The organism is Hydrogenophaga crocea, assembly GCF_011388215.1.
Classification (GTDB): domain Bacteria; phylum Pseudomonadota; class Gammaproteobacteria; order Burkholderiales; family Burkholderiaceae_C; genus Hydrogenophaga; species Hydrogenophaga crocea.
This window is the reverse complement of the sequence record NZ_CP049989.1, coordinates 932,106-953,825: the sequence shown is the minus strand read 5'-3', so window position 1 is coordinate 953,825 and position 21,720 is coordinate 932,106. Positions and strand designations below refer to the sequence as shown.

The window sequence follows — 21,720 nt, the reverse complement described above, 5'->3', positions numbered from 1 at the left end:
CGCTGCTCCTTATCGGTTGGCTACGGGGTACACGCCCTGGGGCCGCCACAGCAGGATGGCGACCATCAGCGCGATGTTGGAGAACAGCGCCACCTTGGGCGCGAGAAAGCCGGTGTAGTTGGCCATCAGGCCCACCAGCAATGCGCCCACCAGCGCGCCCAGCGTGGAGCCCAGGCCGCCGATGATGATGACGATGAAGATCAGCACGTTGACCTGCGCGCCCATCTGGGGCAGCACGGTCTGCTGGTACAGGCCCCACATCACGCCGCCCAGGCCCGCGAGCGCGCTGCCCGCCACGAACACGCCCACGAACAGGCGGTGGATGCGGTAGCCCAGCGACTCGACCATCTCGCGGTCCTGCACGCCGGCGCGGATCAGCAGGCCGACCTTGGTGCGGTTGAGCGTCCACACCATGGCGGCGAACACCGTCAGGCCCACGGCCACCGCGAGCAGGCGGTACTTCTCGATCGAGGCGTCGCCGATCAGGAAGCTGCCGCGCAGGGTCTCGGGCAGCGGCAGCGCGAGCTGGCCCGGGCCCCAGATGACCTTGATCAGCTCCTCGCCGATGATCATGCCGCCCATGGTGATGAGGATCTGCTTGAGGTGCTGGCCGTACACGGGCCGCACGATCACGCGCTCGAACACCAGGCCCAGCGCGCCCGCCACCGCCATGGCCGCGAGCATGGCCGGCACCAGCGCCACCAGGTTGAGCCAGAAGCTGTCGGCGATGGCGTAGGCGTTGAGGCCGCCGAACACGCTCACCGCCACGAAGGCGCCGAGCGCGATGAACACGCCGTGGCCGAAGTTGAGCACGTCCATCAGCCCGAACACCAGGGTGAGGCCCGAGGCGATGATGAACACGATCAGCCCCATGGCCAGGCCCGCCACGGTCAGCGTGAGCCAGGTCGAGGGGCTGCCCACCGCGGGCAGCGCGAGCGCGGCCAGCAGCGGCACCAGGGCGACGGGGCGCCAGTCGAAGTCTTTGAGGAAACTCATTGATGCGCTCCGAGCGAGAGGCCGAGCAGGCGCGCCTGCAGCGCCGTGTCTTCGGCCAGTTCGGCCATCGCGCCGCTGTGCACCACGCGGCCGTCGTCCATCACGGCCACGTGGTCGCCGAGCTGGCGCGCGAAGTTGAAGTTCTGCTCGACGAGCAGGATGGTGGTCTGCGCGGCCTTGAGCGCCTTGAAGGCCGCGATCATGTTCTGGATGATGGCCGGCGCCAGGCCCTTGCTGGGCTCGTCGATCAGCAGCAGCTGGCGCGGCTCGACGATGGCGCGCGAGACCGCGAGCATCTGCTTCTGCCCGCCCGAGAGCTTGCCTGCGGGGTGCAGCCAGAACTTCTTCATCGCGGGGAACATGTCGAAGATCCACTCGAGGCGCTTCGTGTCCACGTCGTCGAGCGTGCGCGCGCCGCGCGCGGCCAGCAGCATGTTCTCCTTCACGCTCAGGTCGGAGAAGATGCCCATGTTCTCCGGCACGTAGGCCACGCCGCTCTGCGCGATGTCGGGCGTGGCGCGCGCGGTGATGTCCTGCCCGGCCAGCGTGATGCGGCCCTGGCTGGCCTTCCACAGGCCCATGATGGTGCGCAGCGTGGTGGTCTTGCCCGCGCCGTTGCGGCCCAGCAGCATGGTGAGTTCGTTCGCCGGCACCGCCAGGTCCACGCCGTGCAGGATGTGGTACGCCCCGATGTGCGTGTGCACGCCCTCGAGTTTCAGCAGGGGTTCGCTCATGCCGCCACCGCTTCTTCGGGGTTCACGCCGAGGTAGGCCTGCTGAACGACGGGCGAGGCGATCACCGACTCGGGTTCGCCATCGGCCACCAGTTCGCCGTTGTGCAGCACGATGATGCGGTCGGAGAGCTCGCGCACCACGTCCATCTTGTGCTCCACCAGCAGGATGGTCTTGCTGCGGTCCTGCTTGAGCTGGCGGATCAGGTTGAGGATCACGGGCACCTCGTCCACGCTCATGCCCGCGGTGGGCTCGTCGAACATGTAGACCTTGGGATCGAGCGCCATGAGGATGCCGACCTCGAGCTTGCGCTGGTCGCCGTGCGGCAGGCTGGCGGCGCGGGCCTCGGCCTTGTCGATCAGGGCCACGGTCTCGAGGATGCGGTCGGCCTGTTCGATCAGGTCCTTGCGGTCGCTCCAGACGCGGAAGAAATCGAGCCCTGCGCCCGCGCGGGCCTGCACCGCCATGCGCACGTTCTCGCGCACGCTCAGCTGCGGGAACAGGTTGGTGAGCTGGAACGCCCGCCCCAGGCCGGCGCGCGTGCGCAGCGGCGCGGGCAGCTTCGTGAGCTCGCGCCCGTCGAGCGTGACTGAGCCAGCCGTGGCCTTGATCTGCCCCGAGATCAGGTTGAAGTAGGTGGTCTTGCCCGCGCCATTGGGGCCGACGATGGCGGTGAGCGTGCCCGGCTCGAACGCGCAGGACACAGCATTCACCGCCACGTGCCCGCCGAAGCGGACCGTGAGGTTAGAGGTTTGCAGCATGGGGGTTCGGGCGCCCCGCGCGGGGCGCCCGCCAGGGTCAGCGTTTGTTCCGGATGGGGATGTTCATGTCCTCGGGCTTGATCTCGCGGACCAGCTCGGGGACGCCCCAGGCGAAGGCCGGGTCGGCCTTGATCCTGAAGTGGTACATGCTCTGCATGGCCTGGTGGTCTTCCTTGCGGAAGGTCATGGTGCCCTTGGGCGTGTCGAAGCTCATGCCCTCCATGGTCTGGATGAGCTTGTCGGTGTTGGTGTCACCGTTGGTCTTCTTGAGCGCGGTCACCACGGCCATCGCGGCGCTGAAGCCGCCGGCGGTGAAGAAGTCGGGCGGCTGCTTGAACTCGCGGTAGTGCTCGGCCACCATGTGCTCGTTGATCGGGTTCTTGGGGATGCCGAAGTAGTAGTACAGCGCACCCTCCATGCCCGGGAACTGCTTGTAGGCCACCATGGCCGGCAGGATGTTGCCGCCCGTGGCGAGCTTGATGCCGTAGCGCTTGTCCAGCTCCATCTCGGCGATCTTGGCGAAGGGCGTGGGCGCACCCGACCACACCACCGAGATGTACTTGTTGCCCGGCTGGTCCTTGAGCTTGTCGACCAGGCGCAGCAGACCGGCGGTGAAGTCCGTCGTGCCCACGGGCAGGTACTCCTCGTGCACGATCTTGGCCTTCTTGGTGAAGTCCTTCGAGGCCTTCACGGCGTCGCGGCCGAAGGCGTTGTCGTTGGCGAGCACACCGATCACGTTGTTCGGCGCGTCCAGGGCCACGGCGTTGGCGGCGGCGTCCTGGCTGCTGTTGCGGCCGGTGCGGAAGATGTACTTGTTCCACTTGTCACCGGTGATGGAGTCGGCCACGGCGGGCTCCACCAGCAGGATCTTGCGGTACTCCTCGGCCACGGGCAGCATGGCCAGCGCCACCGGCGAGGCGGTGGGGCCGATGGCGATGTCGGCCTTGTCGTCGGCATAGGCCGCGGCCAGCAGGCTCTTGCCTACATCGGGCTTGCCCTGGTCGTCCTTCTCGATCACCACGATCTTCTTGCCGCCCACCATCATGGTGCCGCCGGTGGCGTACTTCAGGCCCATCATCAGGCCCGTGTGGGTCTGCTTGGCATAGGCCTCGAGCGGGCCGGTCTTGCTGTGGATGTGGGCGATGCGGATCTCGCTCTTGCTGGACTGGGCAAAGGCCAGGCTGGCCGTGCAGGCCAGGGCGATCACCGCCAGGCGGCGGGTGGCGTGGAACATGGGCTGTCTCCTTGTGGGTGGGTCGCGGCGCGGCGCGCCGTGCACCCCTTTTGCACAGGCCGTGCCAGCCGCGCAAGTGCTTGATTCACAAGGAGGCGCGCCGTCGCCGCGGCGACGATCGTCTGAATGTCAGACGCCCCGAAGCCCGCAAGCGTCTGAATTTCAGTCGGCCGTCTGGATTTCAGACAGCCCGGGCAGGGCCGCGAGCCGGTCGTACAGGCTTGCGCGCGAAATGCCCAGCAGCCGCGCCGCGGCCGTGCGGTTGCCGCCGGTGCGCGCGAGCGCGGCGGCGATGGCGCGCTGCTCGAGCTCGGCGATCTGCTCGGGCAGCGGACGCAGGTCTTCGGCGCCCGCGGGCGCGCTGGCGGGCGCGGTCTCGATCGGCGCGAGCGCGGGCAGGCCGGCCTCGCGCAGGATGGCATCCACGTCGGCGGCGGTGATGAGCGCGTCATCGGTGCGCAGCGCGAGCTGCTCCAGCACGTTGCGCAATTCGCGGATGTTGCCGCGCCAGGTCTGCGCGGCGAGCAGGGCCTGGGCCTGCGGGCCGATGTCCATGGGCGCACCGCCGCCGCGCGCGGCGATGTCCTCGCACAGCGCCTCGATCAGCTGCGGGATGTCGCTGCGCCGCTCGCGCAGCGGTGGCACGCGGATCGGCAGCACGTTGAGGCGGTAGTACAGGTCTTCGCGGAAGCGCCCTTCGCGCACGAGCTGCGGCAGGTCGCGCGAGGTCGCGGCCACCACGCGCACGTCGCAGCGCACGAGCTGGTTCGAGCCCAGCGGCTCGATCTCGCCCTCTTGCAGCGCGCGCAGCAGCTTCACCTGCATGGCCATGGGCATGTCGCCGAGCTCGTCGAGGAACAGCGTGCCGCCGTCGGCGATCCGGAACTTGCCGTCGCGGCCCTTGCGGTCGGCGCCGGTGTAGGCGCCGGGCGCCACGCCGAAGAACTCGGCCTCGAGCAGCGACTCGGGCACCGCCGCCATGTTCACGCCCACGAAGGCCTTGCCCGCGCGCGGCGAGGCCGCGTGGATGGCGTGCGCCAGCAGCTCCTTGCCGGTGCCGGTCTCGCCCAGCAGCAGCACCGGGCTGGTCGACTGCGCCGCGCGCCGCGCCTGGCGCTTCACCTCCACCGCGGCCGGGCTGGTGCCCACGAAGCTCGCGAAGGTGTACTTGCTGCGCCGCTGCGTGGCGAGCTGGCGCTGCGCTTCCTTCAGGTCGTGTTCGAGCCGCGCGAACTTGGTGATCAGCGGCTGCAGCGTGGTCTCGGGGTGGTCGAACAGCACGATGCCCAGCACGCCGATCACCTCGCCCTGGTCGTCGCGCAGCGGAATGCGCGTGACCACGAAGGTGCCGGCGCGGTTGTCGAGCAGGTCGATCAGGATCGGCTTGCCCGTGGCCAGCACGCGGTGCATCTGCGTGTTGTGCACCACGTTGCTCACGGGCTGGCCCACGAAGTCCTCTTCGCGCTCGAAGCCCAGCGCGGGCAGGAAGCGGCGGTACTGGTCGTTGATCCACACCACGCGCGCGTCGCGGTCCACCAGCAGCATGCCTTCGCTGGCGTTGGCGAACAGGTCGAACATGGAACGCGCAGCGAGCTCGAGGATGCTCTGCGCGTCGCGGGGCAGGCGGTCGTCGCGGGTCATGGGCGGCATGGTACCCGGGGCGGGTATGCAGACACGGCCCGCGTGAAGAAGCCGTCACGGCGGCAACCCGGGCCTTGGTCGCGCCACCCAGGCCGGGCGTGCGGCGGGCCCCAGGCCGGCCGCAGCGCATCGCCCTGTGTCTTTACCCCTGCTTTCAACATGATCCAAAGATCCCGCAGCCACTCGCCTTCGCCCAGCCCCACCCCCAACCGCAACATCCCCGCCGCCGGGCAGCCATCGGCCACGCTGGCCCACCCCGACGAGGCGCCCGAGGGCCTGGAAGAAGGCTTCGACGACATGTCGCTCGACGAACTGATCGATCAGATCGCGCAAGAGCGGCTGAGGCTCAGCAACCAACTCGGCGGGCTGCCGCCCGAGCAGGCCCTGGTGATCGAGCAAGAGCTGATGCATCTCGCAGACATGCACGAGGACTCGCTGCAGACCCAGACCGCCACCCAGTACCACCTGAACGAAATCGAGCGCCTGCAGGCCGAGAACCAGGACCTCGAAAGCCAGCTGCGCCTGCTGCAACAGCAAAACTTGCAGCAGCGGCTGCTGGCCCTGGCGCAGCCCGCGCAGCCGCGGCCGCAGCCAGAACCACCCCGCACCCCGCCCGACACGCCCACGCCCCGCGAGAACTGAGCGGCCTCTGGCAACATGGCGCGTCCCCACCTGGAAACGCCATGCCCGCCATTGAAACCTTCGACGCCCCGGCCGCTGCCCGCCTGCTCTGGTCCCACCGCCAGGCCGGCACCGCCCTCGACGCCCTGCCCCCCGCGCTGCGCCCGGCCGACGCCGCGGCCGGCCACGCCGTGCAGGCCGCGCTGCCCACGGTGGCCGGCCAGCGCGTGGTGGGCTGGAAGATCGCGGCCACCAGCGCCGCGGGCCAGGCCCACATCCAGGTCGACGGCCCGCTGCCGGGGCGCATCCTCGAAAGCTTCGTGCACCCCGTGGGCGCCACGCTCACGCTCGCGGGCAACCGCATGCGCGTGGTCGAGCCCGAGTTCGCCTTCCGCTTCGGCGCCGACCTGCCGCCGCGCGCTGCGCCCTACACGGCGGCCGAGGTGCTCGCGGCCGTGGCCTCGCTGCACCCGGCCTTCGAAGTGCCCGACTCGCGCTTTGCCGATTTCGCGCGCGCAGGCCAGGCCCAACTGATCGCCGACGACGCCTGCTGCGGCCGCTTCGCCTTCGGCCCGGCCGCGCCCGAGGCCTGGCGCAGCGCCGACCTCGCGGCCCACCGCGTGCACGCCACGGTGAGCCGCGCCGACGGCAGCCTGCGGTACGCGCGCGACGGCGAAGGCCGCGCCCTGCTCGGCGATCCGCGCACCGCCCTCACCTGGCTCGCCAACGAACTCTCGGCACTGGGCATCGGCCTGCGCGCGGGCGACTGGGCCTCGTGCGGCACTTGCATGGTGCCGCTGGCGATCGAGCCCGGCGACCGGGTGGTGGCCGACTACGGCGCCTTCGGCACCATCGCGCTCGGCCTGTCGGACTGAGCGCGCCGCCCGCGCGCGGTTTCGCGGCGCGCGCGCGGTGTTTCGTCGCAAGCCGGTGGCCGCCCGCGGGGGCGCCGCGCACAGTGCGGCATCGCCCAACCACCGGAGACCGCCATGCTGCTGCAACTGCTCGCCACCCACCCCGAGGCCATCGGCCCCATCGTGCGCCAGACCCCGCCCTGGGTCTGGGGCCTGTTCGCCGCCCTGCTCGCGCTGGGCCTGAGCCAGCTGCGCGCGCGCAGCGCCAGCCTCACGCGGGTGGCGGCACTGCCCGCGGCCATGGCGCTGTTCTCGGTGTTCGGCACCTGGTCGGCGCTGGGCCATTCCCCGCACGCGGCCGCCGCCGCCCTCTCCGGGCTCATTGCCGCGGCCGCGGCCTTCGCGCTCATGGCGCAGCGCCGCAGCACCGCCCGCTTCGACCCGGTGCAGCGCCGCTACCGCCTGCCCGGCAGCGCGTTGCCGCTGCTGCTGATCCTGGGCATCTTTCTCGTGAAGTACGGCGTGGGCGTGGAACTCGCCATGGCGCCGCAACAGGCGAACGACGCCGCCTTCGCGCTCACCGTGGCCGGGCTCTACGGGAGCTTCACCGGCCTGTTCATGGGCCGGGCCTGGGGGCTGGTGCGGCTGGCCTTGCCTGCGCGCGTGGCTGGGGAAGTGGGCTGAGTCACGGCTTTTTCTCCGGCTTGTTCTCAGACCGGAAGTGCGCGAAAGCACTGAAGAAGAAACACACCGTCGACCCCACGCTCGAGGCGGTGCCCAGGGTGATGGCCCATCCGCTTTGCATGAGTTTCGTGGTCGACAGAAAGCACATGGTGAGCAACAGGCAAAGCCAGCTCCGCCTCGTCGCTTTCCTGAACCGGAAAAGATCGGTCAGGTAACTCGCGACCGCAGTGGCCATCAGCGTCGTGGCCACGTAGTCACTGGCATCCATCGTCACCCTCTCCTGAGAAAAACGCTCTGAATCAATGCCAGAAGCGACGCCGCCAACAGGATGCGCGGAGGATCACGCACACGGGGGCCGCGGGGATGAACGATCGCCAGAACAGCAACGACAGCATCTCATCCCAGTGCTCGAACGGTGCCGCCCACATGTAGAGGGACAGTGCCGTTCCCGCGAACACCATCAGCCAGCCAAGGACGTAGCACAAGGCCCATCGGCCCCCTTCGACGATCCAGTGGTTGGCCGATTTCATGCACCTTCTGCCTCAAGAATGTGATGGGCAAAAAATGTAAGCCGAAAGAACAAAAAGCCTTCCCCGACAGGGGAAGGCTTCAATCCATCATCAGAAGCGGCGTTCAGGCCGACGCCGGGGCTTCGCGCCCTCGCTGCACGTAGGCCACGATGCGCGGCAGCAGCAGCACCATCACCACCACGATCAGCAGGCCCAGTGACATCGGGCGTTCGATGAACACGCGCCAGCTGCCTTCGCCGATGGACAGCGCGTTGCGCATCTGCGCCTCGGCCAGCGGGCCCAGGATCAGGCCCACGATCACCGGCGCGGCGGGGAAGTCGAAGCGGCGCATCAACAGGCCCAGCAGCGCGATGCCCAGCATCAGGTACAGGTCGAACGCGCTCTGGCGCATGCCGTACACACCCACCGTGGCGAAGATGGTGATGCCCGCGTACAGCTGCGGCCGCGGGATCTTGAGCAGCTTCACCCACAGGCCCACCATCGGCAGGTTGAGCACCAGCAGCATCACGTTGCCGATGTAGAGCGAGGCGATCAGCGCCCACACCAGGGTGGACGAGGTCTGGAACAGCTGCGGGCCCGCGTTGATGCCGTAGTTCTGCAGCGCCGACAGCAGGATGGCCGCGGTCACCGAGGTGGGAATGCCCAGCGTGAGCAGCGGCACCAGCGTGGCGGTGACGGCCGCGTTGTTGGCGGCCTCGGGGCCGGCCACGCCTTCGATGGCGCCCGTGGTGCCGAAGCTCTGCTTCGCCTCGGGGTCGGCGAGCTTGCGCTCGGTGGCGTAGCTCAGGAAGGTCGGGATCTCGGTGCCGCCCGCGGGAATGGTGCCGAAGGGGAAACCGATGGCCGTGCCGCGCAGCCAGGCGGGCCAGGAGCGGCGCCATTCGTTGCCGGTCATGTGCACCTTGGTCAGGCGGTTCATGCTGGCTTCCATGCGACCTTCGTAGGCGGCGTTGTAGAGCGCCTCGGTCACCGCGAACAGGCCCACGGCCACCAGCACCACCTCGAGGCCGTCCATGAATTCGAGGATGCCCGCGGTGTAGCGCACCTGGCCGGTGATCTGGTCGATGCCCACCAGACCCAGCGACAGGCCCAGGAACAGCGAGGTCAGGCCGCGCAGCGCGCTCTTGCCCAGCACCGCGCTCACCGTGGTGAAGGCCAGCAGCATGAGGCAGAAGTACTCGGGCGGCCCCAGGCGCACCGCGAACTCGGCGAGCACGGGCGCGAACAGCGTGACCAGCACGGTGGCGATGGTGCCGGCCACGAAGGAGCCGATGGCCGCGGTGGCGAGCGCCGCGCCCGCACGGCCGTTCTTGGCCATCTTGAAGCCTTCGAGCGCGGTCACCATGGTGCCGGTCTCGCCCGGGGTGTTGAGCAGGATGGAGGTGGTCGAGCCGCCGTACATCGCACCGTAGTAGATGCCGGCGAAGAAGATCATCGAGGCCGTGGGTTCGACCTGCGAGGTGATGGGCAGCAGCATGGCCACGGTCACCGCGGGGCCCAGGCCCGGCAGCACGCCGATGGCCGTGCCCAGCGCGCAGCCGGCCAGCGCCCACAGCAGGTTGATGGGCGTGCCCGCGGTGGCGAAGCCCTGGAGCAGGTTGTGGAGGATGTCGCTCATGAAGGCCTCGGTATCAGATCCAGCCGCTGGCGCTGATGCCGGGCAGGTTCACCGCCAGCACCTTGGTGAACACCCAGTACACGGGTGCGGCGATGAGCACGCCGGTGACGAAGTCGACCCCGGTCGTCTTCGGCCCGCCGGCGGGCTTGCCCTCGCTCTGGCGCAGGCCGCGCACGGCCAGCGCGTAGCACAGCGTGCAGCTCAGCACGAAGCCGATGGTGGTGATGAGCGAGGCATTGGCGATCACGCCGGCGCACACCCACAGCAGGGCGGGCCAGTCGGCGCGGTCGGCGCCTGAGGGCGGCTCCACGTCTTTCCAGCCGCCGCGCAGCGCCTGCACGACGAGCAGCGTGCCGCACACCGCCATCAGGCCGCACATCAGCCAGGGGATGAAGTTGGGGCCGACGCCGGCATATCCCGCGTCGGACGGGATCTGCCAGGCGCCCACGGCGAGCACCGCGGCCACGCCGATGGCACCCAGACCGATCGCCACCTGCCCCGTGCGCGACGGGGCGGCTTGCTGCATCTCGCTCATCGCCGTGCGTCCGTCAGACCATGCCGGCGCGGACCATGGTGGCGCGCAGCGAAGAGAAGTCGCGGTCGACGAATTCCTCGAAGGCCTTGCCGGTCAGCAGCGCGGGCGTCCAGCCGTTCTTCTTGAGCGCTTCCTGCCACGACTTGCTCTGCGTGGCCTTGGTGATCATGGCCACCAGCGCGTCGCGTTGCGCGGGGGTGATGCCGGCCGCGCCGTACACGCCGCGCCAGTTGCCGATCTCCACGTCGATGCCCTGCTCTTTCAGCGTGGGCACGTTGATGCCGTCCAGGCGCTTGCCCGAGGTCACGGCGATGGCGCGCATCTTGCCGCTCTCGATGTAAGGCTGGAACTCGCTGTAGCCGCTGCCGCCCACGGTGACGTTGCCACCCAGGATGGCGGCCACCGCCTCACCGCCCCCGCGGAAGGGCACGTAGTTGATCTTGGCGGCGGGCACGCCCACGGCCTGCGCGATCTGCGCGGCGGCGATGTGCTCGGTGGCGCCGCGCGAACCGCCGCCCCACTTCACGCTGCCCGGGTCTTTCTTGAGCTGCTCGACCACGTCCTTCATGGTCTTGAGCGGCGACTCGGCCGGCAGCACGAACACGTTGTATTCGGTGGTCAGGCGCGCGATCGGCGTGACCTGGGTGATCGACACCGGCGGCTTGCCGGTGATGATGCCGCCGAGCATCACGGCGCCCATCACCATCAGCGCGTTCGGGTCGCCCTTGCTGGCGTTGTAGAACTGGGCCAGGCCGATCGCGCCGGCCGCGCCGCCCTTGTTCTCGAAGGTCACCGAAGAGGCCACGCCCGCGTCGCGCAACGCGTCGCCGAGCGCGCGGCCGGTGCCGTCCCAGCCGCCGCCGGGGTTGGCAGGGATCATCATCTTGATGTTGGCGTTGGCCCAGGCGGCGTTGGGCAGCGCGCCCGCGGCGGCCAGAGCGGCCAGGGATTTGAGGAAGGTGTCGCGACGCATGGCGTTGTCTCCTGTGGGTGAAAGGGGCGGGCCGAATGTTCGGCGGGCGCGCTGTCAGTTGGCTGTCGGACGCCCTGGGGGAAACCCTGATACGGGCGGCAGGGCAGGCGGCTGCCGATAATGGCCGCCGCATGAAGCTGCTGCTGGTCGAAGACAACGCCACCATGCAGGTGACCCTGAGCCGCGCGCTGGAGCGCCGCGGCCTGCAGGTGCTCACCTGCGACGACGGCCTGCGCGCGCTCGGTGTGTGGCGGCAAAGCCAGCCCGACGCGGTGCTGCTCGACCTCTCGCTGCCGGGCCAGGACGGGCTCGAGGTGCTGGCCCAGGCGCGCGCCGCGGGCCTGCGCACCCCCGTCATCATCCTCACCGCGCGCGGCACCGTGGGCGACCGCATCCTGGGCCTGAACACCGGCGCCGACGACTACCTCGCCAAGCCCTTCGACCTCGACGAGCTCGAGGCCCGCGTGCGCGCGCTGGTGCGCCGCGCCACCGGCAGCGACGCGCCCGCCTCGACCGCCTGGTGCGGCATGACGGTGGACGCCGAGAGCGGCGCCGTGTACCACCAGGGCACGCCGCTGGAGCTCACGCCGCGCGAGCTCGCGCTGCTGCGCGCGGTGCTCGCGCGACCGGGCCACGCGATCGCCAAGGAGCGGCTGTTCGAGCTCGTGTTCCCGGGCGAGAAAGAGGTGCAGACCGAAGCGATCGAGGTGGTGGCCTACCGGCTGCGCAAGAAGATCGCGCACACCGGCGCGCAACTGGTCACGCTGCGCGGGCTGGGCTACCTGTTGAAGGCACCGTGAGCCCACGTCCGTTCTCGCTGCGCCGCACCCTGCTGCTGGGCATCCTGCTGCCGGTGTTCGCCTACGTGGTGTTCAACACCGTGGTGCTGTACCGCCAGGCGCTGGCCGCGGCCGACACCGCCTACGACCGCACCTTGCTGGCCACGGCGAAATCGCTCGGCGAGCAGTTGCAGGTGACGGGGCGCGGCGATGCGGCGCGCGTGCACGCCACCCTGCTCTACTCCGCGCTCGAGGCCTTCGAGGCCGACAACCGCAGCCGGCTGTTCTACCGCGTCTCCGGTTTTCACGGCGAAATGGTCTCGGGCTTCGACGACCTGCCCACGCCGCGGCGCGCCATTCCCAAGGACAACATCTACGCCGCGCTGGTGAACTTCTACGACGACCAGTACCGCGGCATGAAGGTGCGCATGGCCGTGCTGCTGCAGCCCGTGGCCGGCGTGGAGGGCCAGGGCGTGGCCACCATCCAGGTGGCCGAGACCCTGGAGCTGCGGCAGACCCTGGCACGCCAGATCCTGATCGACACGCTGTGGCGCCAGGCCGCGCTGCTGGCGGTGATCGCGCTCGTGGTGGTGGTGGTGGTGCAGCGCGCCACGCGGCCGGTGCGCGACATCAGCAGCGCGCTGGCCTCGCGCAGCGAGAACGACCTCTCGCCGCTGCCCGCGCAGGACGCGCCGCGCGAGCTGCTGCCGCTGCTCGACGCCACCAACCAGCACATGCAGCGGCTGTCCCATCTGCTCGACCACCAGAAGCGCTTCGTGCGCGACACCTCGCACCAGCTGCGCACGCCGCTCGCGGTGCTCAAGACGCAGCTGCAGTCCGCACGCCGCGGCGACGTCGAGCCGCGCCAGGCGCTCGACGAGATCGCGCACACCGTGGACCGCGCCACCGACCTCGCCAACCAGATGCTGGCGCTCGCCAAGGTGGAGCAGCTGCGCCAGGACCGCGACGTGCCCCTGACCGAATGGGCCGGCGTGGTGCGCACCGTGGCGCTCGACCTGTCGGCGCTGATCGCCGAGCGCGACCTCGATTTCGCGCTCGAACTCGGTGGCGAGGCGCCGGTGCGGGCGCACGAATGGGCGCTGCGCGAACTCACGCGCAACCTGCTGCACAACGCCATCAAGCACTCGCCCCAGGGCGGCGCGCTGCACGTGGACCTGCACCGCGACGCGCGTACCGCCGCGCTCACCGTGAGCGACAGCGGTCCGGGCATCGCCGAAAGCCTGCGCCAGCGCCTGTTCCAACCCTTCGCCACCGACCACGGCGCCGGCCCCAGCCTCTCGGGCTCGGGCCTCGGGCTCGCGATTTGCCGGGAGATCGTGCAATCCCTCGGCGGCCAGATCGAACTGAACAACCGCAGCGTAGGCGGCGCCGTGCGCGGCCTCGACGCCACGGTGCGCCTGCCCCTCACGACCGAACCATGAAAGTGCCCGACCGAGAAGCCCCGACCGAACGCGTGCGCCTGGACAAATGGCTCTGGGCCGCGCGCTTCTTCAAGACCCGCGCCCTCAGCGCCGAAGCCATCGACAAGGGCCGCGTGAGCCTCAACGGCCAGGTGGCCAAGGCCTCGCGCGAGCCGCGCGTGGGCGACACGCTCGAATTCCGCCAGGGCAACGAATGGCGCACGGTGGTGGTGCGCGGCCTGAGCGCGGTGCGCGGGCCCGCGCCGGTGGCGCAGCAGCTCTACGAAGAAACCGCCGAATCGCTGGCGCGCCGCACGGCCGCGGCCGAACAGCGCCGCCTGGCCCCCGAGCCCGCGCTGGCCCAGACGCAGGGCCGGCCCACCAAGCGCGACCGCCGCACGCTCAGCGATTGGGGCGACCGCTGGAGCGCCTCGCTCGACGACCAGTGAGGGCGCGGCCTCAGCCGCGCCGCAACCCCAGCCACATCACCGTGGCGACCACGATCAGGCCGCCCGCCACCTGAATGGCTGCGATCGACTGGCCCAGGAACACCCACGCGAGCACTAGCGCAAAGATCGGCTCGATGTTCATGATGGCCGAGTTGCCCACCACGCCCAGCCGCGGCAGCACGGTGAACATGATGGTGAAGGCCGTGCCGTAGAGAAAGGTCAGGCCCGCCAGGCCCCACCAGCCCGCCATGGCGTTCGGAAAGTGCAGGCCGCCCTGCGTGGTGCTGGCCACCAGCGCGATCACCGAGGCGATGGCCATGGTGCTCGCGGTGCGCACGCGGCCGTCGAGGCCCGCGGTTTCGTGCTGCGTGAACACCAGCGCGAGGCCGAAGCTGGCGGCCGCCGCGAGCGCGAAGCCCACGCCCACGCCGATGCGCGCCCAGTGCCCGCCCGCGCCCAGGCCCGAGGCCGCACCCGACACGTCGAGCGCGAGCGCCAGGCCGAGCAGCATCAGCGGCATGGCCTTGAGCAGGTGCGGCGCGGGCCGGTGGCCGTAGATCACCCGCGCCCAGAACGCGGTCCACAACGGGTAGGTGTTGAAGGCCAGCAGCGCGAGCGCCACCGGCAGCCGCGCCACGGCTGCGTACAGGCACAGGCTCTGCACGCCCACCAGCAGGCCGATGGCGGGCAAGGCCTTGCGGTGGCGCGCCTGCAAGCGCAGCGGCACGCGCGCGAACAGCACGATGGCAGCGACCACGAGCGCGGTGATGCCGCTGCGCACGGTGACCGCAGTGGCCACGGTCACGCCATGGTCGAAGGCCAACCGCGCGGCCACGTGGTTCGCCCCCATCATGAAGGCGATGAGCAGCAAGGTGGCGAAGGCGGTGCGCGAGAGGCTCTGGGGCATGGCGGTTCGCGGTAGAAAGCCGATCGGCAAAAAACAAGGGCGCCCCGAGGGGCGCCCTTGTTGCGATCTGTGGCGGAGTGAGAGGGATTCGAACCCTCGATGAGGCTCTACACCCCATACTCCCTTAGCAGGGGAGCACCTTCGGCCACTCGGTCATCACTCCGGAAGTCCCGCATTATGCCCCAAAGCACACGCGGGAAAATCGTCAGGCCTCGATCTTGTCGGCGCTCTGGTCGAGATCGAACTCGCGGTGCAGCGCGCGCACGGCCAGCTCCATGTACTTCTCGTCGATCACCACCGAGGTCTTGATCTCCGAGGTCGAGATCATCTGGATGTTGATGCCCTCGGTGCTCAGGCAGCGGAACATGCGGCTGGCCACGCCCACGTGGCTGCGCATGCCGATGCCCACGATGCTGACCTTGCAGATGCGGTTGTCGCCCACCACATCGGCCGCGCCCAGCGAGGGCACCACCTGCGCCTTGAGCAGGTCGAGCGTCTTCTGGTAATCGTTGCGGTGCACTGTGAAGCTGAAGTCGGTTTTGCCGTCCTTGCTCAGGTTCTGGATGATCACGTCGACTTCGATGTTGGCGTCGGCCACGGCGCCCAGGATCTGCGCCGCGATGCCCGGCTTGTCGGGCACGCCGAGCACCGAGACCTTGGCCTCGTCGCGGTTGAACGCAATGCCGGAAACGACGGCTTGTTCCATGGCTTCTTCTTCCTCGAAAGTGATCAGGGTGCCGGAGGCGGCTTCTTCATTCAGGTCGATGTCCCAGGGCGTGAAGCTCGAGAGCACACGCAGCGGCACGCGGTACTTGCCCGCGAACTCCACCGAGCGGATCTGCAGCACCTTGGAGCCCATGCTGGCCATCTCGAGCATCTCTTCGAAGCTCACGCGCGCCAGGCGGCGCGCCTCGGGCACCACACGCGGGTCGGTGGTGTAGACGCCATCGACGTCGGTGTAGATCAGGCACTCGGCGGCCTTGAGCGCCGCGGCCACGGCCACGGCCGAGGTGTCGCTGCCGCCACGGCCCAGCGTGGTGATGTTGCCGCCGTCGTCGATGCCCTGGAAACCGGTGACGATCACCACCTTGCCGGCGGCGAGGTCGGCGCGCACGCGCGCGTCGTCGATCGATTCGATGCGGGCCTTGGTGTAGGCGTCGTTGGTCTTGATCGGCACCTGCCAGCCCGCGTAGCTCACGGCCTCCAGGCCTTCGGCCTGCAGCGCGATGGCCAGCAGCGCCGACGAGGCCTGCTCGCCGGTGGCGGCGAGCATGTCGAGCTCGCGGCCGTAGGCCTTGCCGGGCTTGCCCGGGGCCAGCTCTTTGGCCAGACCCAGCAGGCGGTTGGTTTCGCCGCTCATGGCGCTGGGCACCACCACCATCTGGTGACCGGCCTTGTGCCATTTGGCGACGCGGCGGGCGACGTTGCGGATGCGTTCGGTCGACCCCATGGAGGTGCCGCCGTACTTGTGAACGATCAAGGCCATTGGAAGGGAGGGGAAAGCGCAGCGATCACCGCTGCCGGGTGCCCGGAGCCGGGCAAAACCCCGGGATTATATCGAGGGGGTATACGCCAACTGCGCACCCTCGCGGCACACCACACCCGCGGCCACCTTGAGCCGGATCGCGTGGCCGCGCGTGCGGCAGGCCTGCACCTGGTCGAGCAGTTCGGCCAGTTGCGCCGCGCTCGGCGCCACGCCGTGGGCCTGGCGCAGCCAGTGGCGCAAGGCGTTGGCCTGGCGCTCGCGCGAGAGCGCCTGCAATGCCGCGATGCGCGGCGGCGTGCCGGTGGCGGCGAGGTCGATCGCGGCGAGTTCGTCGAGCAGGCGCTGCGCTTGCGCGGCATGCGCGGCGCTGCGCGCGAGCGCCTCGCGGTAGCCCTCGAAGGCCTCGGCCCAGGCCGGGCTCAGGCGGTGGCGGATGCGGTTGCGCGTGAAGCGCAGGTCGGCGTTGCTCGGGTCGTCGACAAAAGCCTCGCCGCGCTCGATCAGCGCGTCGCGCAGGGCCTGGCCGCGCAGGCCCAGCCAGGGCCGGCCGAAGCGCACACCTTCGCGCACGAAGGCCTCGGGCATGGCGGCCAGGCCCGGCAGGCCCGCGCCGCGCGAGAGCGCGAGCAGCACGGTCTCGGCCTGGTCGTCGAGGTGCTGGGCCAGCAGCACCCAGTCCGCGCCGGCCTCGCGTGCGAGCGCGGCGAGCGCGGCGTAGCGGGCGCCGCGCGCGGCGTCTTCGGGGCTCTGGCCCGGGGCCGCGCGCGCGTCCACGCGGCGCACATGGCAGGCCAGCCCCAGGCGTGCGCAGCGCTCGCGCACCTGCGCCTCGAAAGCGTCGGCCGCGGCTTGCAGGCCGTGGTGCACGTGCAGCGCGATCACGCGGCCCGGCCACAGGGCGTGGGCCGCGAGCAGCAAGGCGGTGGAGTCGGCGCCGCCGCTGAAGGCGACGGCCACCGGGCCCTCGGGCACGCCGTCAGGCCCCCAATGACGAAGGGCCCAGTCGGCAAGCGCCTGGGCCCCGGGCAACGCCGCTTCGGCGGCGTCAGCGCTTCTCGCGCGCTTCGGCCTTGGTGTCGGTGAAGCGGCCATAACCGTCGATGCGCGCGTAGCGGCGCTCCAGCAGTTCCTTCACCTTGAGGTCGGCCACCTGGCGGAATGCATCGCCCAGCGCGCGCTTGAGGAAGGCGGCCATCTGCTTGTGGTCGCGGTGCGCGCCCCCCACGGGCTCATTGACGATCTTGTCGACCAGGCCCAGGGCCTTGAGGCGGTGGGCGGTGATGCCCAGGGCCTCGGCCGCGTCGCTCGCGCGCTCGCTGGTCTTCCAGAGGATGGAGGCGCAGCCCTCGGGGCTGATCACCGAGTACACCGAGTACTGCAGCATCAGCACCTGGTCGGCCACGGCGATGGCCAGCGCGCCGCCCGAGCCGCCCTCGCCGATGATGGTGGAGATGATGGGCACCTCGAGCTGTGCCATCTCGAAGATGTTGCGGCCGATGGCCTCGGACTGGCCGCGCTCCTCGGCATCGATGCCGGGGTAGGCGCCGGGCGTGTCCACGAAAGTGAAGACCGGCAGCTTGAACTTCTCGGCCAGCTTCATGAGGCGCAGCGCCTTGCGGTAGCCCTCGGGCTTGGTCATGCCGAAGTTGCGCAGGCCGCGTTCCTTGGTGTCGCGGCCCTTCTGGTGGCCGATCACCATGCAGGGCTGGCCGTTGAAGCGCGCGAGGCCACCCACGATGGACAGGTCGTCGGCGAAATGGCGGTCGCCGTGCAGCTCGGTGAAGTGCGTGAAGATCTCGCGCACGTAATCGAGCGTGTAGGGCCGGTCGGCGTGGCGCGCGATCTTGGTGATCTGCCAGGGCGACAGGTTGCTGTAGATGTCTTTGGTGAGTTGCAGGCTCTTGGAAGCGAGCTTGTCGATCTCTTCGGAGATGTCGACCGCCGATTCGGTCTGCACGTAACGCAGTTCCTCGATCTTGGATTCGAGCTCGGCGATGGGCTGCTCGAAATCGAGAAAGTTCTTTTTGGCCATGTCAGGCTCCTACTCTGGTGACTCAATAGCTCACGGGGAGCGGATCGAGCGACCGCCAAATATACCAAGTGGCCACACTGCAATAAGGCGCCCACGACCCGGCGACCTCGCGGATCTCGCTGCGGCTCACAGGCTCGCCCGAGAAGTACGCGCGGCTGATGCCGTTCTGCAGGCCGATGTCGTCGAGTGGCAGCACGTTGGGCCGCATGAGGTGGAAGATGAGGAACATCTCGGCCGTCCAGCGGCCGATGCCTCGGATGGCCACGAGCTCGGCAATGATGGCCTCGTCGTCCATCGAAGGCCAGTCGTTGACGCGCACGCGCTTGTCGGCAAAGTGCAGCGCGAGGTCGACCAGGTACTCGACCTTGCGCGCCGACAGGCCGGCCGCGCGCATGTCGTCGACCTTGAGCTTGAGCACCTGGGCCGGCGTCATCTTGCGCGTGAGCGCGTCGAAGCGGTCCCACACCGACTGCGCGGCCTTCACCGAGATCTGCTGGCCCACGATGCTGCGCGCGAGCGTGACGAAGGCGTCGCCGCGCGACTGCAGGAACGCGCCCGGGTGCTGCGGAATGAGCTTCTTGAGCACGCGGTCGCGCTTGATCAGGTGGCGGCAGGCCTCGCCCCAGTACACGGGCGCGTCGGGGCCGAACTCGGGCAACTGGCTCGGCGTGGCCATCAGGCGCGTTCCCAGGTGGTGCCCGCGGGGCCGTCCTTGAGGACGATGCCCTGCTCGAGCAAGGCCTTGCGGATGCGGTCGGCCTCGGCGAAATCGCGCGCCTGCTTGGCGGCGGCGCGCGCAGCGATCTGCGCGGCAATGGCCGCTTCGTCGAGCGAGGCGCCCGCGCCACCGCCCTGCAGGTAGGCCGCGGGATCGGCCTGCAGCAGCCCCAGCACGCCGCCGAGCGCGCGCAGCAGGCCCGCGTGCTGCGCCTGCTTGCCGCGGTTGAGCTCGCTGGCGAGTTCGAACAGCACGCTCAGCGCGACCGGGGTGTTGAAGTCGTCGTCCATCGCGGCCTTGAAGCGCGCGGCGAACGGGTCGGTCCAGTCGATGGCGACCTCGGCCGCGGGCACGGCCGACAGCGCGGTGTAGAGCCGCTTGAGCGCGGCGCGCGCGTCGTCGAGGTGGGCGTCGCTGTGGTTGAGCGGGCTGCGGTAGTGGGCGCGCAGCATGAAGAAGCGCACCGTCTCGGCGTCGAACTTCTGCAGCACCTCGCGGATGGTGAAGAAGTTGCCCAGGCTCTTGGACATCTTCTCGTTGTCCACGTTGACGAAGCCGTTGTGCATCCACACGCGGGCCAGCGGCACGCCGTTGGCGCCCTCGCTCTGCGCGATCTCGTTCTCGTGGTGCGGGAACTGCAGGTCGGCGCCGCCGCCGTGGATGTCGAAGGTTTCACCGAGCAGCGCACAGGCCATGGCCGAGCACTCGATGTGCCAGCCCGGGCGGCCGCGGCCATAGGGCGAGTCCCATTGCGCGTCGGCGGGCTCCTCGGGCTTGGCGGCCTTCCAGAGCACGAAGTCGAGCGGGTCTTCCTTGCCCTGTGCCACGGCCACGCGCTCGCCCGCGTGCAGCTCGTCCAGGCTCTTGCCCGAGAGCTTGCCGTAGCCGGCGAAGCGGCGCACCGCGTAGTTCACGTCGCCGTCGCCGCTGCGGTAGGCCAGGCCCTTGCCTTCGAGGGTGCGCACGATGTCGAGCATCTGCGGCACGTAGTCGGTGGCGCGCGGGTCGTGCGTGGGGCGCGCGATGCCGAGCGCGTCGAAGTCTTCGTACATCGCGGCGATCATGCGGTCGGTGAGCGCGCGCACGGTCTCGCCGTTGTGCAGCGCGCGGCGGATGATCTTGTCGTCGATGTCGGTGATGTTGCGCACGAAGGTCACGCGCAGGCCGCTCGCTTCGAGCCAGCGGCGCGCCACGTCGAACGCGATGTTGGAGCGCGCATGGCCCACGTGGCACAGGTCGTAGACCGTGATGCCGCAGACGTACATGCGCACGTGGCCGGGCTCGATGGGCGCAAAAGGCTCGAGCCGGCGCGTGAGGGTGTTGTGGATGTGCAGGGTCATCGCAAGGCGCAAGGCGGGTGCGGTGCCGGCCGCTTCCACCGCGCCCGCAAGCGCGGCGCCTCACGGGTCCGGCGCCCCGCAGGCACGGTCTGATGCGACCGGCCAGCCGGTACCCCTCAGATACAATGCGCGCCAGTATATCGACGCCCACCGCGCACAAGCGTGTGCGACCGGGCCTTTGGTCGGCCACCCCCTGAACGCCGGCCCGCCCCAGCCGACGAGGTTCCATGTACCACCGAGCGTCACCGCCGGACCGCGGCGCACCGATGTCCCATTGCCCCTCCCTGCCCCGCCTGTTCGCCATCGGGCTGCTCGCCGTGAGCGCGCACGCGTTCGCGCAATCCACCTTCACGCCCACCGTCACGCCCTACGACGAGGTGTCGCGCCTCACGCGCGCCGGCCAGTACGAGCAGGCGATCGAACGCGCACAGCGCTACCTGCAGACCAACGCGCGCGACCCGCAGATGCGCTTCCTGGTGGGCGTGGCGCAGAACCAGAAGGGCGACGTGGCCGCGGCACAGGAAACCTACGCGCAGCTCACGCAGGAATTCCCCGAACTGCCCGAGCCCTACAACAACCTTGCCGTGATCCACGCCGCCGCGGGCCGCTACGACGAAGCGCGCACCGCGCTCGAAGGTGCGATCCGCGCCAACCCGCAGTACGCGGTGGCGCACGAGAACCTGGGCGACGTGTACGCGCGGCTCGCGCAGCGCGCGTGGCAGCGTGCGCAACAGATCGATGCCGGGAACCGCCGGCTCGAACCCAAGCTCAAGGCCGTGCAGGGCATCTTCGACATGCCCGCCAACCCCAACCGCTGAGGACTTCGCCCATGACCTTCTCCCGCCGCGCGCTGCTCGCGCTCCTGGCCGCATTCACCCTCTCGGGCGCCGCGCACGCGCAAGGCGCCAACGCCAAGCCGCGCGTGAAGCTCAGCACCTCGCTGGGCGACATCGTGGTCGAGCTCGACGCCGCCAAGGCGCCCAAGACGGTCGAGAACTTCCTGCAGTACGTCGAAGAGAAGCACTACGACGGCACCGTGTTCCACCGCGTCATCGGCAACTTCATGATCCAGGGCGGCGGCTTCACCGCCGACATGCAGCAAAAGCCCACGCGCGCGCCGGTGCCGCTCGAAGCGGGCAACGGCCTCAAGAACGACCGCGGCACCATCGCCATGGCCCGCACCTCGAACCCGAACTCCGCCACCTCGCAGTTCTTCATCAACGTCGTCGACAACGCCGGCCTGAACGCGCCCTCGCCCGATGGCTACGGCTACACCGTCTTCGGCAAGGTCGTCGCGGGCATGGACGTGGTCGACAAGATCCGCGCCGTGCCCACCGGCAACCGCGGCATGCACCAGAACGTGCCCGCCACCCCCGTCACCATCAACAAAGCCAGCCTGGAGAAATGAAC

General features: G+C 69.8%; 24 protein-coding genes and 1 tRNA gene. 8 read left to right on the top strand and 17 right to left on the bottom strand.

Features of this window, described 5'->3' with window-relative positions; genetic code table 11:
- Positions 1 to 9: 9 nt before the first annotated feature.
- The 5 genes from G9Q37_RS04565 to G9Q37_RS04545 form a co-directional block, all read right to left on the bottom strand.
- Positions 10 to 996 carry a branched-chain amino acid ABC transporter permease gene (locus tag G9Q37_RS04565; RefSeq protein WP_166225201.1) on the bottom strand — a complete coding sequence of 329 codons (987 nt, stop codon included), beginning with the start codon at positions 994 to 996 and terminating at the stop codon, positions 10 to 12.
- Positions 993 to 1,730, bottom strand: coding sequence for an ABC transporter ATP-binding protein (locus G9Q37_RS04560; protein ID WP_166225198.1), 738 nt, complete (start codon positions 1,728 to 1,730; stop codon positions 993 to 995). Before G9Q37_RS04560 ends, G9Q37_RS04565 begins: the two co-directional genes overlap by 4 nt.
- A complete protein-coding gene (locus G9Q37_RS04555; protein WP_166225195.1) occupies positions 1,727 to 2,488 on the bottom strand; it encodes an ABC transporter ATP-binding protein in 762 nt (253 codons plus the stop codon). The genes G9Q37_RS04560 and G9Q37_RS04555 overlap by 4 nt, the downstream gene beginning before the upstream one ends.
- A 37-nt stretch (positions 2,489 to 2,525) precedes the next feature.
- Positions 2,526 to 3,722 carry a substrate-binding domain-containing protein gene (locus G9Q37_RS04550; RefSeq protein ID WP_166225192.1) on the bottom strand — a complete coding sequence of 399 codons (1,197 nt, stop codon included), beginning with the start codon at positions 3,720 to 3,722 and terminating at the stop codon, positions 2,526 to 2,528.
- 162 nt (positions 3,723 to 3,884) lie between these two features.
- Complete coding sequence (locus G9Q37_RS04545) at positions 3,885 to 5,372, bottom strand: sigma-54 interaction domain-containing protein (RefSeq protein WP_166225189.1); 1,488 nt, start codon at positions 5,370 to 5,372, stop codon at positions 3,885 to 3,887.
- 150 nt (positions 5,373 to 5,522) lie between these two features.
- Between G9Q37_RS04545 and G9Q37_RS04540 the strand changes: the two genes are divergently transcribed.
- The 3 genes from G9Q37_RS04540 to G9Q37_RS04530 all read left to right on the top strand — a co-directional run bounded on the left by G9Q37_RS04540 (position 5,523) and on the right by G9Q37_RS04530 (position 7,522).
- Positions 5,523 to 6,005: a hypothetical protein gene (locus tag G9Q37_RS04540; protein ID WP_166225186.1), complete on the top strand. Its 483-nt coding sequence runs from the start codon at positions 5,523 to 5,525 to the stop codon at positions 6,003 to 6,005.
- Between the two features lie 41 nt (positions 6,006 to 6,046).
- Positions 6,047 to 6,859: a 2-keto-4-pentenoate hydratase gene (locus G9Q37_RS04535; RefSeq protein WP_166225183.1), complete on the top strand. Its 813-nt coding sequence runs from the start codon at positions 6,047 to 6,049 to the stop codon at positions 6,857 to 6,859.
- Between the two features lie 114 nt (positions 6,860 to 6,973).
- The gene (locus G9Q37_RS04530; RefSeq protein ID WP_166225180.1) at positions 6,974 to 7,522 is read left to right on the top strand and encodes a DUF6622 family protein; all 549 of its coding nucleotides are present in this window, start codon (positions 6,974 to 6,976) and stop codon (positions 7,520 to 7,522) included.
- Position 7,523: 1 nt separating this feature from the next.
- Here G9Q37_RS04530 and G9Q37_RS04525 read toward each other — a convergent pair whose 3' ends face one another.
- From G9Q37_RS04525 to G9Q37_RS04505, 5 genes are all read right to left on the bottom strand, one after another.
- Complete coding sequence (locus G9Q37_RS04525) at positions 7,524 to 7,790, bottom strand: hypothetical protein (protein WP_166225177.1); 267 nt, start codon at positions 7,788 to 7,790, stop codon at positions 7,524 to 7,526.
- Positions 7,791 to 7,821: 31 nt separating this feature from the next.
- On the bottom strand, positions 7,822 to 8,052 hold the full coding sequence (locus G9Q37_RS04520) for a hypothetical protein (protein WP_166225174.1): 231 nt from the start codon (positions 8,050 to 8,052) through the stop codon (positions 7,822 to 7,824).
- A gap of 103 nt (positions 8,053 to 8,155) precedes the next feature.
- Entirely contained in the window at positions 8,156 to 9,670 is a 1,515-nt protein-coding gene (locus G9Q37_RS04515) for a tripartite tricarboxylate transporter permease (protein ID WP_166225171.1), read from the bottom strand.
- Between the two features lie 13 nt (positions 9,671 to 9,683).
- Positions 9,684 to 10,205 carry a tripartite tricarboxylate transporter TctB family protein gene (locus G9Q37_RS04510; protein WP_166225168.1) on the bottom strand — a complete coding sequence of 174 codons (522 nt, stop codon included), beginning with the start codon at positions 10,203 to 10,205 and terminating at the stop codon, positions 9,684 to 9,686.
- Positions 10,206 to 10,218: 13 nt separating this feature from the next.
- The gene (locus tag G9Q37_RS04505; protein ID WP_166225166.1) at positions 10,219 to 11,178 is read right to left on the bottom strand and encodes a Bug family tripartite tricarboxylate transporter substrate binding protein; all 960 of its coding nucleotides are present in this window, start codon (positions 11,176 to 11,178) and stop codon (positions 10,219 to 10,221) included.
- A gap of 131 nt (positions 11,179 to 11,309) precedes the next feature.
- Here G9Q37_RS04505 and G9Q37_RS04500 point away from each other — a divergent pair, with 131 nt between their 5' ends.
- Genes G9Q37_RS04500 through G9Q37_RS04490 form a run of 3 tightly spaced genes read left to right on the top strand, consistent with a single transcriptional unit; the run spans position 11,310 to position 13,827 of the window.
- On the top strand, positions 11,310 to 11,978 hold the full coding sequence (locus G9Q37_RS04500) for a response regulator transcription factor (protein WP_166225163.1): 669 nt from the start codon (positions 11,310 to 11,312) through the stop codon (positions 11,976 to 11,978).
- On the top strand, positions 11,975 to 13,399 hold the full coding sequence (locus G9Q37_RS04495; RefSeq protein ID WP_166225160.1) for a sensor histidine kinase: 1,425 nt from the start codon (positions 11,975 to 11,977) through the stop codon (positions 13,397 to 13,399). The genes G9Q37_RS04500 and G9Q37_RS04495 overlap by 4 nt, the downstream gene beginning before the upstream one ends.
- Positions 13,396 to 13,827 (top strand): RNA-binding S4 domain-containing protein, encoded by a 432-nt coding sequence (locus G9Q37_RS04490; RefSeq protein ID WP_166225157.1) that lies wholly within the window; start codon positions 13,396 to 13,398, stop codon positions 13,825 to 13,827. Before G9Q37_RS04495 ends, G9Q37_RS04490 begins: the two co-directional genes overlap by 4 nt.
- A gap of 10 nt (positions 13,828 to 13,837) precedes the next feature.
- Here the strand turns inward: G9Q37_RS04490 and G9Q37_RS04485 are convergent, their stop codons facing one another.
- The 7 genes from G9Q37_RS04485 to cysS form a co-directional block, all read right to left on the bottom strand.
- Positions 13,838 to 14,734, bottom strand: coding sequence for an EamA family transporter (locus G9Q37_RS04485; protein WP_166225154.1), 897 nt, complete (start codon positions 14,732 to 14,734; stop codon positions 13,838 to 13,840).
- Between the two features lie 70 nt (positions 14,735 to 14,804).
- A tRNA-Ser gene (locus tag G9Q37_RS04480) sits at positions 14,805 to 14,897 on the bottom strand.
- 42 nt (positions 14,898 to 14,939) lie between these two features.
- Positions 14,940 to 16,220, bottom strand: coding sequence for an aspartate kinase (locus tag G9Q37_RS04475; protein WP_166225151.1), 1,281 nt, complete (start codon positions 16,218 to 16,220; stop codon positions 14,940 to 14,942).
- Between the two features lie 66 nt (positions 16,221 to 16,286).
- Complete coding sequence (gene tilS / locus G9Q37_RS04470) at positions 16,287 to 17,312, bottom strand: tRNA lysidine(34) synthetase TilS (protein ID WP_166225148.1); 1,026 nt, start codon at positions 17,310 to 17,312, stop codon at positions 16,287 to 16,289.
- Positions 17,266 to 18,252: an acetyl-CoA carboxylase carboxyltransferase subunit alpha gene (locus tag G9Q37_RS04465; protein ID WP_166225145.1), complete on the bottom strand. Its 987-nt coding sequence runs from the start codon at positions 18,250 to 18,252 to the stop codon at positions 17,266 to 17,268. The genes tilS and G9Q37_RS04465 overlap by 47 nt, the downstream gene beginning before the upstream one ends.
- Positions 18,253 to 18,274: 22 nt before the next feature.
- Positions 18,275 to 18,928: a DNA-3-methyladenine glycosylase family protein gene (locus G9Q37_RS04460; protein ID WP_166225142.1), complete on the bottom strand. Its 654-nt coding sequence runs from the start codon at positions 18,926 to 18,928 to the stop codon at positions 18,275 to 18,277.
- Positions 18,928 to 20,310 carry a cysteine--tRNA ligase gene (gene cysS / locus G9Q37_RS04455; RefSeq protein ID WP_166225139.1) on the bottom strand — a complete coding sequence of 461 codons (1,383 nt, stop codon included), beginning with the start codon at positions 20,308 to 20,310 and terminating at the stop codon, positions 18,928 to 18,930. Before cysS ends, G9Q37_RS04460 begins: the two co-directional genes overlap by 1 nt.
- Positions 20,311 to 20,576: 266 nt before the next feature.
- Between cysS and G9Q37_RS04450 the strand changes: the two genes are divergently transcribed.
- Together G9Q37_RS04450 and G9Q37_RS04445 are read left to right on the top strand one after the other, a co-directional pair.
- On the top strand, positions 20,577 to 21,128 hold the full coding sequence (locus G9Q37_RS04450; RefSeq protein ID WP_240936511.1) for a tetratricopeptide repeat protein: 552 nt from the start codon (positions 20,577 to 20,579) through the stop codon (positions 21,126 to 21,128).
- An 11-nt stretch (positions 21,129 to 21,139) separates the two neighbouring features.
- Positions 21,140 to 21,718, top strand: a complete 579-nt coding sequence (locus tag G9Q37_RS04445) for a peptidylprolyl isomerase (protein ID WP_166225133.1) — start codon at positions 21,140 to 21,142, stop codon at positions 21,716 to 21,718.
- Positions 21,719 to 21,720 lie beyond the last annotated feature (2 nt).